At 37.1% G+C, this 15,381-nt stretch carries 10 protein-coding genes and 3 pseudogenes; 9 read left to right on the top strand and 4 right to left on the bottom strand.

The genetic code is table 11. The features are described 5' to 3' along the window. Positions 1–81: 81 nt before the first annotated feature. Both PQ474_RS03075 and PQ474_RS03070 read left to right on the top strand, forming a co-directional pair. Positions 82–1,215 carry a CPBP family glutamic-type intramembrane protease gene (locus PQ474_RS03075; protein ID WP_273840475.1) on the top strand — a complete coding sequence of 378 codons (1,134 nt, stop codon included), beginning with the start codon at positions 82–84 and terminating at the stop codon, positions 1,213–1,215. 828 nt (positions 1,216–2,043) lie between these two features. After that, positions 2,044–2,796: a GDSL-type esterase/lipase family protein gene (locus PQ474_RS03070; protein WP_273840474.1), complete on the top strand. Its 753-nt coding sequence runs from the start codon at positions 2,044–2,046 to the stop codon at positions 2,794–2,796. A 53-nt stretch (positions 2,797–2,849) separates the two neighbouring features. Here PQ474_RS03070 and rraA read toward each other — a convergent pair whose 3' ends face one another. Then, positions 2,850–3,329, bottom strand: coding sequence for a ribonuclease E activity regulator RraA (gene rraA / locus PQ474_RS03065; protein ID WP_273840473.1), 480 nt, complete (start codon positions 3,327–3,329; stop codon positions 2,850–2,852). Positions 3,330–3,657: 328 nt separating this feature from the next. Here rraA and PQ474_RS03060 point away from each other — a divergent pair, with 328 nt between their 5' ends. Together PQ474_RS03060 and fabF are read left to right on the top strand one after the other, a co-directional pair. Next, the gene (locus PQ474_RS03060) at positions 3,658–4,593 is read left to right on the top strand and encodes a beta-ketoacyl-ACP synthase III (protein ID WP_273840908.1); all 936 of its coding nucleotides are present in this window, start codon (positions 3,658–3,660) and stop codon (positions 4,591–4,593) included. A 26-nt stretch (positions 4,594–4,619) separates the two neighbouring features. Then, positions 4,620–5,855: a beta-ketoacyl-ACP synthase II gene (gene fabF / locus PQ474_RS03055; RefSeq protein WP_273840472.1), complete on the top strand. Its 1,236-nt coding sequence runs from the start codon at positions 4,620–4,622 to the stop codon at positions 5,853–5,855. A gap of 57 nt (positions 5,856–5,912) precedes the next feature. Here fabF and rluF read toward each other — a convergent pair whose 3' ends face one another. Beyond that, positions 5,913–6,620, bottom strand: coding sequence for a 23S rRNA pseudouridine(2604) synthase RluF (gene rluF, locus PQ474_RS03050; RefSeq protein ID WP_273840471.1), 708 nt, complete (start codon positions 6,618–6,620; stop codon positions 5,913–5,915). Between the two features lie 301 nt (positions 6,621–6,921). Between rluF and PQ474_RS03045 the strand changes: the two genes are divergently transcribed. Continuing rightward, positions 6,922–8,367 (top strand): DEAD/DEAH box helicase, encoded by a 1,446-nt coding sequence (locus tag PQ474_RS03045; protein ID WP_273840470.1) that lies wholly within the window; start codon positions 6,922–6,924, stop codon positions 8,365–8,367. Between the two features lie 256 nt (positions 8,368–8,623). On the opposite strand, the pseudogene PQ474_RS03040 reads toward PQ474_RS03045, so the two are convergent. Beyond that, positions 8,624–8,894: pseudogene (locus tag PQ474_RS03040) on the bottom strand (recombinase family protein); the annotation flags it as partial. Positions 8,895–9,380: 486 nt separating this feature from the next. Here PQ474_RS03040 and PQ474_RS03035 point away from each other — a divergent pair. Then, positions 9,381–10,200, top strand: a pseudogene (locus PQ474_RS03035) (histidine racemase CntK family protein). Positions 10,201–10,285: 85 nt separating this feature from the next. Continuing rightward, a pseudogene (locus PQ474_RS03030) lies at positions 10,286–10,435 on the top strand (opine metallophore biosynthesis dehydrogenase); the annotation flags it as partial. Positions 10,436–10,791: 356 nt separating this feature from the next. Here PQ474_RS03030 and PQ474_RS03025 read toward each other — a convergent pair. Beyond that, entirely contained in the window at positions 10,792–12,111 is a 1,320-nt protein-coding gene (locus PQ474_RS03025) for a NarK family nitrate/nitrite MFS transporter (RefSeq protein ID WP_273840469.1), read from the bottom strand. A gap of 320 nt (positions 12,112–12,431) precedes the next feature. On the opposite strand from PQ474_RS03025, the gene nirB reads away from it, so the two are divergent. Together nirB and nirD are read left to right on the top strand one after the other, a co-directional pair. Beyond that, complete coding sequence (gene nirB / locus PQ474_RS03020) at positions 12,432–14,852, top strand: nitrite reductase large subunit NirB (RefSeq protein ID WP_273840468.1); 2,421 nt, start codon at positions 12,432–12,434, stop codon at positions 14,850–14,852. 16 nt (positions 14,853–14,868) lie between these two features. Next, positions 14,869–15,189: a nitrite reductase small subunit NirD gene (nirD, locus tag PQ474_RS03015; RefSeq protein WP_273840466.1), complete on the top strand. Its 321-nt coding sequence runs from the start codon at positions 14,869–14,871 to the stop codon at positions 15,187–15,189. Positions 15,190–15,381: the final 192 nt, after the last annotated feature.

Raw genomic sequence — 15,381 nt, 5'->3', positions numbered from 1 at the left:
CCGGTCACCTTTGCTATATAACGGATAGAAACTCCCGTATAATGAATAGATATTGATTCGATTAATTAGGAGAAGATGAAAGTGGCTACTACTAATTTAAATTTAGTTACTGATATAAGAAGCAACCAGTTATCACATGAGTTATCGGACGATGAGATCAAATTAATTACGATGTTTTCTGAAGAAATTCATGTAGATGAAGGACAATACATGATAAAAGAGGGTCATTACAATCAAGCCTTTTACTTGGTAAAAACAGGAAGTCTTAATGTTGTACTTGAAGAAGCGATGTCAAAACATCCCATTACGATCCGAGAAGCTGGAGATTTTGTCGGTGCTCTTAAATCAACAGAAACACCGATCCATTCGGTTATCGCACGTGAACCTTCCACGTTAGTGATGATTAATGTAGACAAGATCTTTTTAACCAATCGGTACCAACCGCTTCAGATTAAACTACTAAATAAACTTGTAAAACAACTAACAAGCGATGTTAATAGAAATCAAAAACAGATAAAAAATTACTATGCCCTTGGATCTTTCACCATTTATCTGCTATGTATTCTTTCGATTTATACGTTAAGCTTAGGCGCATTACAAGGATTTGTTTCAGAATTTGGGGTTTCTACCTATGTAGATATCGCACTAATTATTTGTTTTGCCTGGATTATGTACAAATTAATGAAAAGAAGTCCATACTCCTTCAGGACATTTGGCGTAACATTTGATAATTGGAAGGAAAACTTGAAAGAAGCGACCATTCTTACTGCTCCTATTTTGCTTTTCTTCTTATTGATTAAATGGGGATTAATTACTTTCATACCCGCCTTTACGGACATTCCATTATTTAATCCATCTGCAGCGCTTGCAGACATTGGCTTCTCCTATCAGATGTTTATCTTATTAGTCGTTGTCTATATTGTTTTTTCTGTTGTTCAGGAATTTATCGCAAGAGCAGGACTACAAACTGCTCTTTATCAATATTTACCAGATTCAAAACACAAATTAGCCATTGCCGTCGTACTTTCCAATTTGCTTTTTGCCATGGCTCATTCTCATATTGGGACGTTATTTGCACTCGTAGCATTTGTACCCGGCATTTATTGGGGCTTTCTCTTCGCTCGCCAACGTTCGCTGATAGGAGTATGTTTCTCTCATATGTTAATTGGAATCTGGGTTCTATTCATTTTAGGATTTACTGAATTTATTGCATAAGGAAAGAATGGGCGAACAAACGTCCATTCTTTTTTATTAAGCTTTTCCCCTTTTTCATGAATGATTTTTGCTTCATACGGAACTCTATATGAACTGAACGAACTCATAATAAGAAGGAACTATGAAAACCTAACTCATTTAAGAGATGCTAACCCCTTATATTCAGGTTTTTGGCGTGCTTTTTTACATGTCTTTGGAACAGAGGGAGAAGGATGGTTACAAAATTCGTTTAGTAAGAATGGAGCAAAAGTTACGCTTGGGTCATACTTGAGGATGCTTAACTTAAAAGGAAATCATCGTAAAGCTATGGCTACAGAATAGGAAGCCCTTATTACCTCTGCTAATCCTCATAATGCAAGTGGATTTAATTCGAATATTGCTTTTGTAGTAAAAGGGGAAATTATACAAGACATTTTAAACTCTGAGCAGGCAGTGGCTAACTTTTCCGATGGAGGCTCCTATCTATCAAAGCAAAGATATATAAGATGGGAGATATCGATATCCAACTTTTAACGGAGGGGAAAATCCTTCAACATGTGTTAAAATGAAATAGGAGATACGCCTACAAAAGAAAACGCATTTAACCACGTTTTTTATAGGGCGTCAGCTTATGATTATGTCCACAAAAAATCTTAACAGATGCAAGCACGACTGTTAAGATAAGTATATGATTTACATACAACGCCCATGCTTCGTATTCCTATGTACAACTAAATAGTAGGAAGGAGGGGATGACCGTCTCTTCCAAAAAGAATAAGAAGGATTCCTTTTTAAAACGCGATGTAATTCAAACTTGTTAGCTCTTACAATTGATGAGGGGGAGTTCTTGTGGTTAAACTATTAAAATCATTACTCATTCTACTTATTTTTAGTTTAGTATTTTCAACAGTTGCCTATGCTAAAAGCGATCAGGCAAAACAGCATTTGCTTGGATTGGGCGATTCAATCCCATACGGGTATAATCTTGGAGAAGATAATGAAGAGCCTTCTAAATTTGGATTCCCAAATGTTATGGGTGAAGAAGCTAATTTGAGAGTTAGAAACCTGTCAATCCCTGGTTGGAGAAGTGATCAAATGCTCCACGCTTTAAGATCCGAGCAAAAATTTCGTCAAGCGGTTAGACATGCAGATTATATTACATTAACGATCGGTAATAATGATTTGTTGCAAGCTCTTGCACGTGCAGAGTTAGAGAGTAATGGTAATTTTTCAGAATTTCTACTAAAACTAAATTTTGCCGTTGAAACAAGTCCCATTTATGATAATATCTCAAACATTACAAAAGAAATTCGTAGCCTTACTGAAGCCCCCATTGTGATCTATAATGTCTATAATCCGTTCCATCATTATCATCCATTACATGGATTAGCGCATACAAGCATATTACCAGGTGTTAATGCAAAAATTCTAGAGACACAGTACCAATTGAATGAAGAATTTGAAAATGTCTTATTAGCTAATGCCTTTGAAGCCATAGGAACAAATCAAGCCGAATATATCCTTGTGGGTGATATCCACCCGACAGTTGCAGGTCAAGAAAAGTTAGCTGTGATAGGCCTTGCTAGTTTAGGCCTTCGTTAAACGTATGTGAGGGTGGTCGAATTCTGGCCACCCTCACATACTTTTTATCGGATTTAGACCAACTGTTCACGAGCGACGATGATCCCATCTTCATCTGCATATAAATAAGAACCCGGTTCAAAATTTATTCCTGCAAATTGAACAGGGACATTCTCAAGTCCTTTTCCTTGTTTTATGCTTTTCAACGGATTCGTACCAAGGGCATAAATCCCTATATTCATTTCATTAATTTGGGCACAATCTCTTATACAACCGAATACAATCACTCCAGCTAATTGGCGATTAACCGCAATTTCAGCAAGATTGTCTCCAACGAGAGCACATTTCTTAGAGCCACCGCCATCAACGACAAGCACACTCTCTTTAGGAATCGTTTCTAATGCTTGTTTCACAAGTACGTTATCCTCAAAAACTTTAACCGTATGAATAGGTCCATAAAAAGCTCTTTTTTGTCCGTACAAAGTGAAGATAGAATCGGCTACTTTTACACGTTCACGATGTTCATCACAAAGATCTGCAGTATGAAACTCCATTGATAATCATCCTTTCGCTTCTTAAATGAATAATGTGAATTTTATGAACAATCCCCAATTTAACATTAGTGTAATTACGGTGCAGGTTCAAGCATTTTTTTATCGAAGGATAGCAGTAGTGTGTTTTTTTAGAAGATAAAAACCTCATATAAAAAGGAAAGGTATTTTAGTAAATCGGATAACCGTGAGAATGCTCTATGGTTGTATGTAACTATTTACTTATTTTATAGTTTAACTTCATTTTTACGGTGTTTTCCTGTAATATATTTTTATAGGAGATATTATGACCTGATCATAATTTATAAGTTAGGGTGATTAAATGAAATGTGTGGGGATCGTCGGTATAGGCGCTTATGTACCAGAGCAAGTTGTGACAAATAGCGATCTTGAGAAGTCAGTACAAACAAGTGATCAATGGATTCGATCAAGAACAGGAATTGAAGAACGTAGAATTGCAAGTAGTGATATGGACACTTCTCATATGGCGATACGAGCAGCGGAAAAAGCGATTGCAGATGCTTCCCTTCATCCTGAAGATATTGATTTAATCCTAGTTGCGACGGCAACGCCTGATTATGTATTTCCAACCGTTGCTTGTATGGTACAAGAAGCACTTGGTATTAGACATACACCAGCCATGGATTTAAGTGCAGCATGTTCTGGTTTTGTTTACGCATTGGTAACAGGAAAACAGTTTATTGAAACGAATACATATAAGAATGTTTTAGTTATTGGAAGTGAAAAATTTTCAAAAATTGTAGATTGGAATGACCGAAATACATGTGTGCTGTTCGGTGATGGAGCAGGGGCAGTCGTTTTGAGTGAAGTGTCTGAAGGTAAAGGAATTCTTTCTTTTGAATTAGGAGCAGATGGAACAGGCGGAAAACATCTTCTCGTGGATAATCAGACGAACTACGTGACGATGAATGGTAGTGAAGTGTTTAAATTTGCTGTTAGACAAATGCCTGAGTCCTGTATGAATGTAGTCACAAAAGCAGGTTTGTCAAAAGATGAAGTAGATTTTCTTGTACCACACCAAGCGAATATGCGCATCATTGATGCAGCGAGAGAACGATTGGGTTTAGATAAAGAAAAAGTATCAACAACGGTAACGAAGCATGGAAATACCTCAGCGGCTTCTATCCCATTAGCGTTATTTACTGAGATTGAAAAAGGGTTAATTAACGACGACGATGTCGTTGTGATTGTTGGATTTGGTGGCGGTTTAACTTGGGGTTCACTTTGTTTAAGATGGGGAAAATAACATTCATTTGATAGGAGAGATCGATTATGAAGAAACGTGTCGTCATTACAGGAATTGGTGCTGTAACTCCATTAGGAAATGATATTCAAACAACTTGGGAGAATGTAAAAAAAGGAATTTCGGGAATTGGTCCTCTTACTAGATTAGATGCTGACCAATTTAATGTGAAAGTAGCAGGAGAAGTCAAGGATTTTAATCCAGCTGATTTCATGGACCCAAAAGAAGCACGTAGAATGGCACGCTTTACTCAATTAGCGATTGCGGCCAGTAAAATGGCGATAAAGGATGCAGACCTTCAAATTGGAGAACAAATTGACCCTGAAAGAATCGGGGTATGGATTGGATCTGGAATTGGGGGATTGGATGCATTTGAGGAACAGCACAAGCGTTTCTTAGACAAAGGACCGAAACGAGTGAGTCCTTTTATTATTCCGATGTTAATTCCGGATATGGCTTCGGGCCGAGTTTCCATTGAACTTGGGGCAAAAGGGATTAATAACTGTTCTGTCACAGCCTGTGCTTCAGGAGCGAATTCGATTGGTGATGCATTTCGCGTCATCCAAAACGGGGAAATGGACGCGATGATTACAGGGGGGACAGAAGCTGCAATTACGGATATGACGATTGCTGGTTTTTCAAACATGACAGCTCTTTCCACTAATCCTGATCCTAACACGGCAAGTCGCCCATTTGATCAAAATCGTGATGGTTTCGTGATCGGAGAAGGAGCAGGTGTTTTAATTCTTGAAGAATTAGATCACGCACTTGCTAGAGGTGCTGATATTTACGGAGAAATGGTTGGCTACGGAGCTACTGGAGATGCGTATCATATTACAACTCCAGCCCCTAACGGCGAAGGTGGTCAACGTGCGATGAAGCTGGCATTAAAGGGTGCGAATGTTTCAGTGGATCAAGTTGATTATATTAATGCTCATGGTACAAGCACCCATTATAATGATTTATACGAAACGGTTGCGATTAAAGAAGTATTTGGGGAATCTGCTTATTCTATTCCTGTCAGTTCAACCAAATCAATGACGGGGCATTTACTCGGTGCAGCTGGTGCGATTGAAGCGATTTTTTCTCTACTAGCTATTCAAGATGGTGTCGTTCCTCCTACCATTAATTATGAGACGCCAGACGCGGAGCTTGATCTAGACTATGTACCGAATGTTGCTAGGGAAAAAGATGTGGATGTTGTTTTATCGAACTCTTTAGGGTTTGGCGGACATAATGTATCACTGATTTTTAAAAAAATGTAGGCTAAAATAAAAAAAGAGGATGGGAGACCTTAAGTGTGCTCCCACCCTCTTTTGGTTTTACCATTCTTTAGGTTCGTAATTTAAATCTCTGAATAACTGATTCTTTTCTTTCTTCGTAAGATCTCTCCATTGTCCAACAGGGAGATTTCCTAAATGAATGTTCATTATTCGAGTCCGCTGCAGTCGATACACCTCATATCCGAGTGCCTCGCACATACGGCGAATTTGTCGATTTAATCCTTGCGTCAATGTAATTTGAAACACAAATTTTGAAAGCTTGACGACTTCACATGGAAGGGTTTTGGTCCCTAAAATATGTACCCCTTCGGACATTTTCTTAATAAAATCATCTGTGATCGGCTTGTCTACTGAAACAATATATTCTTTCTCATGATTGTTTTCCGCTCGCAAAATTTCGTTAACAATGTCACCATCGTTAGTGAGGAGAATTAAACCATCTGATTCTTTATCAAGTCGTCCAATATTAAAAACTCGTAATGGATGATTAACTAAATCAACAATATTCCCTTTTACATTTTTCTCCGTTGTACTGGTGATGCCTATTGGTTTATTCAAGGCAAGATAGACATTGTTTCTTGCGATTCGAATGGGGCTTCCGTTGACTACAACATCATCTCCAGGCTCTACTTGATCACCTACTTTGGCCTTTCTTCCATTAATCATAACTCTTCCTTCATTAATTAACTTATCTGCCGCGCGTCTAGATGTTTTCCCAGACTCGCTAATATATTTATTAATACGCATACTAGACACTTCCTTAAATCAATCTTGTATATTAAGAATACCTAACGTTTCCTTTGTTTTCAAGAAACTTTACCTGCATTTTACTAAAACGAATTTGTTCATTATACTATCAAATCAAATCTGATGGAAGGGGGGGTTTATTCAAACTAGTTTCACTAGCAAGAGCCCTAATTCTTTTCATATAAAAGTCAATTTACTTGCTAGATGAAGTATAATGAACATATTCCGATTTTGCATATGATATTTCTTTATGAGAAATCCTATCTATAAAACGAATAATACAAAAAAACGAGGTTAGCACATGGATGAAAGAAGTTTTAACGATTATCAGTTAAGCGAAGAATTAAGAAGGGCCCTTACTGTTTTGAAATATGATACTCCGACAGAGGTTCAAGGTGAAGTAATTCCAAAAGCAATGAATCATCAAGATTTGATTGTCAAATCTCAAACAGGTAGCGGTAAAACGGCTGCTTTTGCCATTCCTATATGTGAAATGGTTTCATGGGAGGAGAAAAAACCGCAAGCTTTAATCCTTTCGCCAACACGCGAACTTGCTGTTCAGGTTCGAGAAGATATAACGAATATTGGTCGATTTAAGCGAATTAAAGCGTTAGCCGTCTACGGCAAAGAGCCATTCTCGAAACAGAAAGAAGAATTAAAACAGAAAACTCATGTCGTAGTCGGTACTCCAGGACGTGTGATGGACCATATTGAAAGAGAAACGCTAGCGTTAGATGAAATTAAATACCTCATTATTGATGAAGCAGATGAAATGTTGAATATGGGATTTATCAATGACGTTGAGTCGATTATAAAACAACTTCCTGAAGACAGAATCACGATGGTTTTCTCTGCTACATTGCCTAAAGATGTAGAAACGCTTTGCCATAAATACATGAAAGAGCCGATTCATATCGAAATCGCTTCTACAGGATTGACAACCAGTTTAATTGATCATCGTTTAGTGGAAATTAGAGAAGAAGGCAAGATTGCTTTGCTCAAAGATCTAACGGTTGTTGAGAATCCAGACAGCTGTATCATTTTCTGTAATACAAAAGAGCACGTTAATTTCGTGTTCAATGAGTTAGAAGAAGCCAATTATTCTTGCGAAAGACTTCATGGCGGATTAGAACAAGAAGACCGTTTTGCCGTTATGAACGGATTCAAAACAGGGAATTTCCGTTACCTTGTCGCAACTGATGTAGCTGCAAGAGGAATTGATATTGATAATGTCACACTTGTTATTAATTATGACGTCCCATTGGAAAAAGAAAGTTACGTTCATCGTACGGGAAGAACCGGACGTGCGGGTAACGCAGGTAAAGCCATCACCTTCTTAACACCAAATGAAGAGAAATACATGAAGGCGATTGAGAGATATATTGGCTTTAACATTTCTGCTATGGATATTCCAAAGTATGAAGAAGTCGTAAGTAACCAAGCTGTTTTTGATGAGAAAATTAGTGGTCGCCGAGTCGTGAAAAATAACAAAACCGCTCGGATTAACCAAGATATTATGAAACTCCACTTTACGGGAGGTAAGAAGAAGAAAATTCGAGCAGTCGACTTTGTCGGAACGATTGCTAAAATTCCTGGTGTAACCGCAGAGGATATTGGCATTATCACCATTCAAGATACACTGACCTACGTCGATATTCTTAACGGAAAAGGCTCGTTAGTGTTACAAGCAATGGAGAACACAACCATTAAAGGAAAGAAATTAAAAGTGAGTAAGGCAATAAAATAACAATTTTCGAGGACGATTATGGAATCATAGTCGTCTTTTGAGTATGTTGTTTGGAGTGTTCATGCAAACGATAAGTCTTATAAAGCGAAGAATGATTGAAGACGAAGGATGAATAAGTTTTTATCAATAATGATCCTGATCAGCGATACTCTAAATATAAAAGCGAACCGACTTTTATCTGCAATTTTATCTAAAATAGGCGAGAAAACTCCCTCTTCAAGCGTGTGAAGGGCGTAGCCAAACGGTAGGGGGGAGAAAGATGAAACATAGGTTTTCCTGTTGCACTGGCCTTGTCCATCGTACTATTTTTCTGAAGACTATGGAAACTAATGCCTCGATCATTAAGGTCATTCACAATTTTAATTAAATGCCATATTTCTCCCTAATCGATCTAAGCGTCAAACTACTATCGTATCACCAGAGCGTACAAATCGAAGGGCCCCTTCCAATATTTGCCTTTTATGTTTGGTACCACTAATTTTATCTGTGAAAATTTCTTTGCAACCATGTTCCCTAAGAGCATCCAATTGTAAATCTAGATTTTGAACACCTGTTGAAACACGCGCATATCCTACCTACCTTCATTAATTTCTCCTCTTGTTTTTAATTTTTCTGTTTTGTCGTAACATAACTTACTGTTAGGGGTAATATCTAAACATAGATTTATTTACAGAGTTTTTGAACACTTATAGTAAATAGAAAACTAGAAAACTATTTTAATTTTTACGTGTTCAGAAATTGATGAGTTTTTTTACAATTTTCTTTTGGGAGAAATACTTGGTACTTAACTCCCTGACTTTACCACGTCTAGTAGGTTAATTTTATCTCTAAGGTAGTGAATAGATAACTAAATATCGGATATCTTTATACGACATTAGATTTCACTATCATAAAAAATAGAAAATATTGACAGTATCCAACATTAGCATGCTATAATTCATTTAGTAATAATCAAATCGTAATCATTACGTTTTATTTCATTTGAAGAAAAATAAAGGTAAAGGATAGTTGTGATGAAACAGGAAGTAAATTTTATTAAATGTAATCCAACACAAAATATGACAATTCTTGTTAAAACTAATTATTCAGTTGAGGAGTATAAGCACGTTGCTTCAAAAATTATGTCATATGACAGCGTGCATGCTGAACAAGTAGGCTTTTATAGAAAAACCTACAAATAATAAAGCTGCTGCACATCTACAGTTGGCTGGAGATGCTTGTATGGCGTTGGCAGCTTTTATTGCGTATAAAAAAGGACTAAAGCAAAATGAAATGACGGAAGTCTTATTAGAAGGATCAGGTACATATCAATTAATAATGGGTCAAGTGAAAAGAAATATAGATGAATATTAATACCAAGTAACTATGCCTACCCCAAAAAAGATAGAACAGAGAATAATAAAGTATGATGGCAGTGATTTAAATATAATCATAGTGAGATACCAGGGGTTCATACATATTGTGATAGAAGTGGAGGAATTTGATAAGTCAATAAGAGAAAAAGCAGAATCATTAGCAAAGTTGCTAGGAGTCACTTTAGGTACTAACTTGATCGGCATTTTATTGTATAAAACGAAATCTGATGAATTGGCTCCCCTCATTTATGTCCCACATCTAGATAGTTTGATATGGCAAAGGGGGTGTGGTTCAGGTACAGCCTCCTTAGGAGCGTATCTTTCATGGAAAAATAAAGGAGAGATTGTTGCGAAAATAAGGCAGCCTGGTGGGATTATTAATGTAATTGCTAGCTGTTATGACGAAGAGTTGGAAAGTCTTAAGATTGAAGGGTCTGTTGGAATAGTGGCACAAGGTAAAGCTTTTATAGAAGTTTAACTATTACATATTATTGGAGTGGAATAAATGAATGTATTAAAGACCAATACTTTTCAAGAAAATTTAAATCAATTTTTAGTAAGATTTATATATATGTTATACATCTTTGTTGATCGATCCTTTTTCAGAACCAGATAAGGATGGAAGATATTTTGATTTTTCTGCTGTTCCGATTAGAAAAAGGTTTGTCAACAAAGAAGGGTATTTGGATATCCCAAGAATGCCTAAGGAAGATTAGTGATCTAGAAAGAGAATATAGGTTATTTAACGAGATGGGGAAAACGAGTGAAAAGAAAACATTGAAACAATTAATGAATGAAAATAAAAACCATATTTTAAAATTTACTCCGGCTTTCTTCATGTCGAAATTTGCTTAGCGTATGTTTTGCGCGATTGTTGGTTGGCCCCCGTTATTGTTAAATTCTGCCACGCTTCGTTTTATCCAAAAAGATCATCTGGAAATAGATGGATACGGTGAGTGTCTTTTTTTATTTCAACGTATATAAAAAGACTCAAGAGTACAGTTCATTCTTTTATACCTCTTGAGTCTTTTTTCTTCATTTGCTTAGCTTCATAAATGAGAAGAGTCATTTATGAAGCTTTTTTCACACCAGTAACAGCTTCATCACATTTGACCTCTGCATTTTTACGTTGATAGTAATACCAGTTGAGCACAATTGAAATGACATAGAATCCAATAAAGAAATATAACGCGGTTATTGGAGTTCCAGTATTTGAAACAGACCATCCGAATAGCTTAGGGATAAAGAAAGATCCATAAGCAGCAAAGGCTGCGGTAAATCCAAGAACAGGTGCCGCTTCTTTAACTGGAAAGATGATTGGTATCATTTGGAAAGTGGATCCAGATCCCATCCCCGCAGCAATAAATAAAAGTAAGAAAGAAAGTAAGAAACCGATAAAATGTTGTTGCCCAATAAAGTAGATAACAGATAGGGCTCCAAGGCTCATAGCTGCTAAAACATAAGAAGTCACTCGTGCTCCGCCAAATTTATCAGAAACCCAACCTCCCACAGGTCTGAAAGCCGCAGCTAAAAAGGCTCCTAAAAAGGCTAATGCGACATATTCAGGAAATTGCGATCTTAATAAAAGTGGGAAAGCCGCTCCGTACCCAATAAATGAACCGAATGTTGCTACATATAAAATCGTCATGATCCAAGTGTGTTTACGTTTTACAATAATAAATTGATCTTTGACAGATTGTTTTGCAGTTGGAAGGTTATCCATTCCAAAATAAGCAACAATAGTCATAATAATAATCGGAATGACCCAAATAAATGCGGCGTTGTGAAGCCAAATTTCTTGTCCATCTGGTAGTACTTGAGCTTCGCCACCAATAAAGGCAAATGTTCCAACTGTAATGATAAGCGGTGTTACAAATTGAACGACTGATACCCCCATATTTCCTAAACCACCGTTTACACCAAGAGCGGTTCCTTTTTCTTTTTTCGGGAAAAAGAAACTAATGTTTGCTAGAGCAGAAGAGAAGTTCCCTCCACCTAAACCACAAAGAGCAGCAAGAGTTAGCATAACCCAGTACGGTGTATCTGGATTTTGTACAGCAAATCCAATTCCTAGTGTTGGAATCAATAATACTCCCGTTGAAAAGACGACCCAGTTCCGTCCTCCAAATTTACCAACTGCAAATGTATAAATAAATCGTAATGACGCACCAACTAAACCTGGTGTTGCAGCCAACGTAAATAATTGCTCATCCGTAAATTGAAAGCCTATGTCATTTAAACGAACGGCGACTACTGACCAAATTTGCCAAACAATAAAGGCGAGCATTAGCGTCGGTACAGAGATCCATAGATTTCTTCTTGCGTGTCGCTTTCCTTCTCTTTCCCAAAATTCTTGATTTTCCGGCTGCCATTCTGTTATTCGTGCCATGTTTATTCCCCCATAATGATTAAATACGTTCTTTGATATATTCTTGTTTACAAAACAAATCATACAAACAAAGTGAAGTATTGAATGTGATGTAAGTCACATAAATGAAAAGATTAGTGGGGAAAATGGGAAAGATTGAATGTATATATATAAGGAAGAAAAGTCGATTTCTAACACAAAAAAAGATTCTTTATGAAAAAATGATTAATAAAAAATAATTTAGCTTACTGTGATTTAACTCACATTATTTCCAAAAAAAAAACCATACAATGTGGATATAAATTACATTGTGAATCAATGCACAAGTTGGAGGGGTCCATATGAATAAGAAAAAATTAATCATGGTTGGGAATGGGATGGCAGGAGTACGAGTTATAGAAGAAGTGTTAAAACTTAATCCTTACTTTTATGACATTACAATCTTCGGATCAGAACCACACCCGAACTACAACCGAATTAAGCTATCTAATGTTCTTCAGGGAGAGACGAGCTTCGAAGATACTATCATAAATAACTGGAACTGGTATGAGGAAAATAATATAGAACTTTTTACTGGGGAGACAGTAAAAAAAATTGACACAGAAAATCAATTTGTTGTTTCTAGTACAGGAAGAAAAGTAACTTACGATGAATTGATCTTAGCAACTGGATCTTTACCATTTATTTTACCTGTGCCAGGTGCGGAAAAAGAAGGAGTTATTGGTTTTCGTGATATAAAAGATTGTGAAACGATGATCAAAGATTCTAAGCGATATAAAAAAGCAGTCGTAATTGGAGGTGGCTTATTAGGTTTAGAAGCAGCTAAGGGCCTCATCCATCTTGGAATGAATGTGGATGTTGTTCATTTGATGCCTCATTTAATGGAGAGACAATTAGATCCTGTGGCTTCAACGATGCTAAAAAAAGAATTAGAAGAACAAGGCATGAACTTCCTCATGGAAAAAGCCACAGTTGAACTAACAGGTTCTGAGCGTGTTGAAGGTATTCGATTTAAAGATGGAACAGAAGCAGAAGCTGATCTTGTCGTCATGGCGGCTGGTATTAAACCGAATGCAACCCTTGCACAAGAAAGTGGAATCTACGTTAATCGTGGAATTGTAGTAAATGACTTTATGGAGACGTCCATTCCGAATGTGTATGCGATTGGTGAATGTGCTGAGCATAGGGAAATTGTCTATGGATTGGTTGCTCCGCTCTATGAACAAGGTAAAGTCTTGGCACAAGTATTATGTGGTGGAAAGAATAAAGCCTATGAAGGCTCTATTACAGGTACGCAATTAAAGGTATCAGGAATCGACCTTTTCTCTGCCGGTGAAATCTATGAAGATTCTACTTCTAAATCGATTATCGTACACAATGAATTCGAAGGAGTCTACAAGAAGGTTCAATTGCGCGACAATCGCATCGTTGGGATTGTTCTGTACGGTGAGACTAAAGACAGCAATCGACTATTTAGAATGTTAACAGAGAAACAGGATGTATCTGATTTAACGTCTATCTCTTTTCTTCAAGCAGTGGGCCAAACAGAAGCAAATGATGTAGCATCTATGGCAGATGACGAAATTGTTTGTGGCTGTAATGGAATCGTAAAAGAAACAATTGTAAAAGCCATCCAATCAGATGGGTTAACAACCGTTGAGCAAGTAGGAGGGTGTACGAACGCAGGTCGCTCATGCGGTCGTTGTAAACCAGTTATCCAAGATATTCTTGAATATACGCTTGGAGATTCTTTCGATCAAACCGCTAAGAAACAAACGATTTGTGGGTGTACGACTTTAAGTCGAGATGAAGTAGTAGCGGAAATTCATGAGAAAGGCTTAACATCCATTAAAGAAGTAATGAATGTTCTAGAATGGCAAAACGATGAAGGTTGTTCCAAATGTCGCCCAGCTCTAAACTATTTTCTTGGTATGGTTCATTATGATTATGTAGATGAGCGTAACTCACGTTTAGTTAATGAAAAGATGCACGCAAATATTCAAAAAGATGGAACGTATTCAGTTATCCCAAGAATGTATGGAGGGGTTACATCTGCAAAGGATTTAAGAACGATCGCGGATGTCGCAGATAAATATAATGTCGGACTAGTTAAGTTAACAGGTGGACAACGAATTGGGTTATATGGACTGAAAAAAGAAGATCTGCCTGCGGTTTGGGAAGATTTAGGAATGCCTTCAGGTTACGCTTATGGAAAAACATTACGAACCGTTAAAACATGTGTTGGGGCTGCTTTTTGCCGCTTTGGCACACAAGATTCAATGAGTATGGGAATTGAATTGGAGAAACGTTTTGAACGACTCGATACTCCGCACAAGGTGAAAATGGGGGTATCTGCTTGCCCAAGAAACTGTGCAGAGTCTGGCATTAAAGATGTTGGAATTGTTGGTCTTGATGGCGGTTGGGAAATTTACGTCGGTGGTAATGGTGGTACAGACCTTCGTGCTGGTGATCTGTTATGCAAAGTTAAAACGGAAGAGGAAGTGCTAGAAATTACGGGAGCGTACCTACAATATTATCGTGAAACAGCATTGTATTTAGAGCGTACCTCTCAATGGATCGAACGTATCGGCTTAGATCATGTCAAAGTGGTACTTGCAGACCGCATAAAACGAGATGAATTAAACGGTAGAATGAATCAAACGTTAGCGCGTTATGAAGAGCCTTGGCAAAAAGCGATTGAAAATGAGCTAATTCGTGACACTTATTACACAAAACACCAAGTGACAATTGTTACGGAATAAGAAAGGAAAGATGAGGATGATCACAACAAACAAACAAATTAAAATTAAAAACATTCATGAATTCCCTGTTGGGATTGGACAATTAATTCAAATAGGAGAAGAGGAAATCGCCATATTTCGTTTATCAAATGGAAATGTTAGAGCGATTGATAATAAGAGTCCACATCCAAAGGGTGGAAAACTTTCAGATGGACTTGTGAGTGGAGAATTTTTATTCTGTCCGATTCACGATTGGAAAATTTCTTTAGTGGATGGTGTTGTTCAAGCTCCAGACCAAGGGAAGGTAAAAACCTATCCAGTAGAAATCGTAGGAAATGATTTATTCATTGCTTTATAAAATTCATTTCATTATATTGTCAAAATTTAAATGCTTCAATGTGATTATTATCACATTGATTTTCACTTAAAATCTATAAGCTTATCAGTAAGAGGAATTCCTTCAATCTTTAAAACTGACTTCTCACACGGTTATTGTAGTCTCATAGAGGGAGTTACCGTGTGAGGTCAATCACTCCCGAGTTCATTGCAT

It is taken from the genome of Halalkalibacter alkalisediminis, assembly GCF_028610705.1.
GTDB classification, from domain to species: Bacteria; Bacillota; Bacilli; order Bacillales; family Bacillaceae_D; genus Halalkalibacter; species Halalkalibacter alkalisediminis.
The sequence above is the reverse complement of the archived record's forward strand: the minus strand, read 5'-3'. Positions and strand labels throughout refer to the sequence as shown.

Excerpts from the sequence above, each read along its gene's own strand:
- nirD (WP_273840466.1), top strand. The coding sequence starts at position 14,869 with ATGATCACAACAAACAAACAAATTAAAATTAAAAACATTCATGAATTC.
- rluF (WP_273840471.1), bottom strand. The coding sequence starts at position 6,620 with ATGCGTATTAATAAATATATTAGCGAGTCTGGGAAAACATCTAGACGC.
- PQ474_RS03025 (WP_273840469.1), bottom strand. The coding sequence starts at position 12,111 with ATGGCACGAATAACAGAATGGCAGCCGGAAAATCAAGAATTTTGGGAA.
- rraA (WP_273840473.1), bottom strand. The coding sequence starts at position 3,329 with ATGGAGTTTCATACTGCAGATCTTTGTGATGAACATCGTGAACGTGTA.
- fabF (WP_273840472.1), top strand. The coding sequence starts at position 4,620 with ATGAAGAAACGTGTCGTCATTACAGGAATTGGTGCTGTAACTCCATTA.
- nirB (WP_273840468.1), top strand. The coding sequence starts at position 12,432 with ATGAATAAGAAAAAATTAATCATGGTTGGGAATGGGATGGCAGGAGTA.
- PQ474_RS03045 (WP_273840470.1), top strand. The coding sequence starts at position 6,922 with ATGGATGAAAGAAGTTTTAACGATTATCAGTTAAGCGAAGAATTAAGA.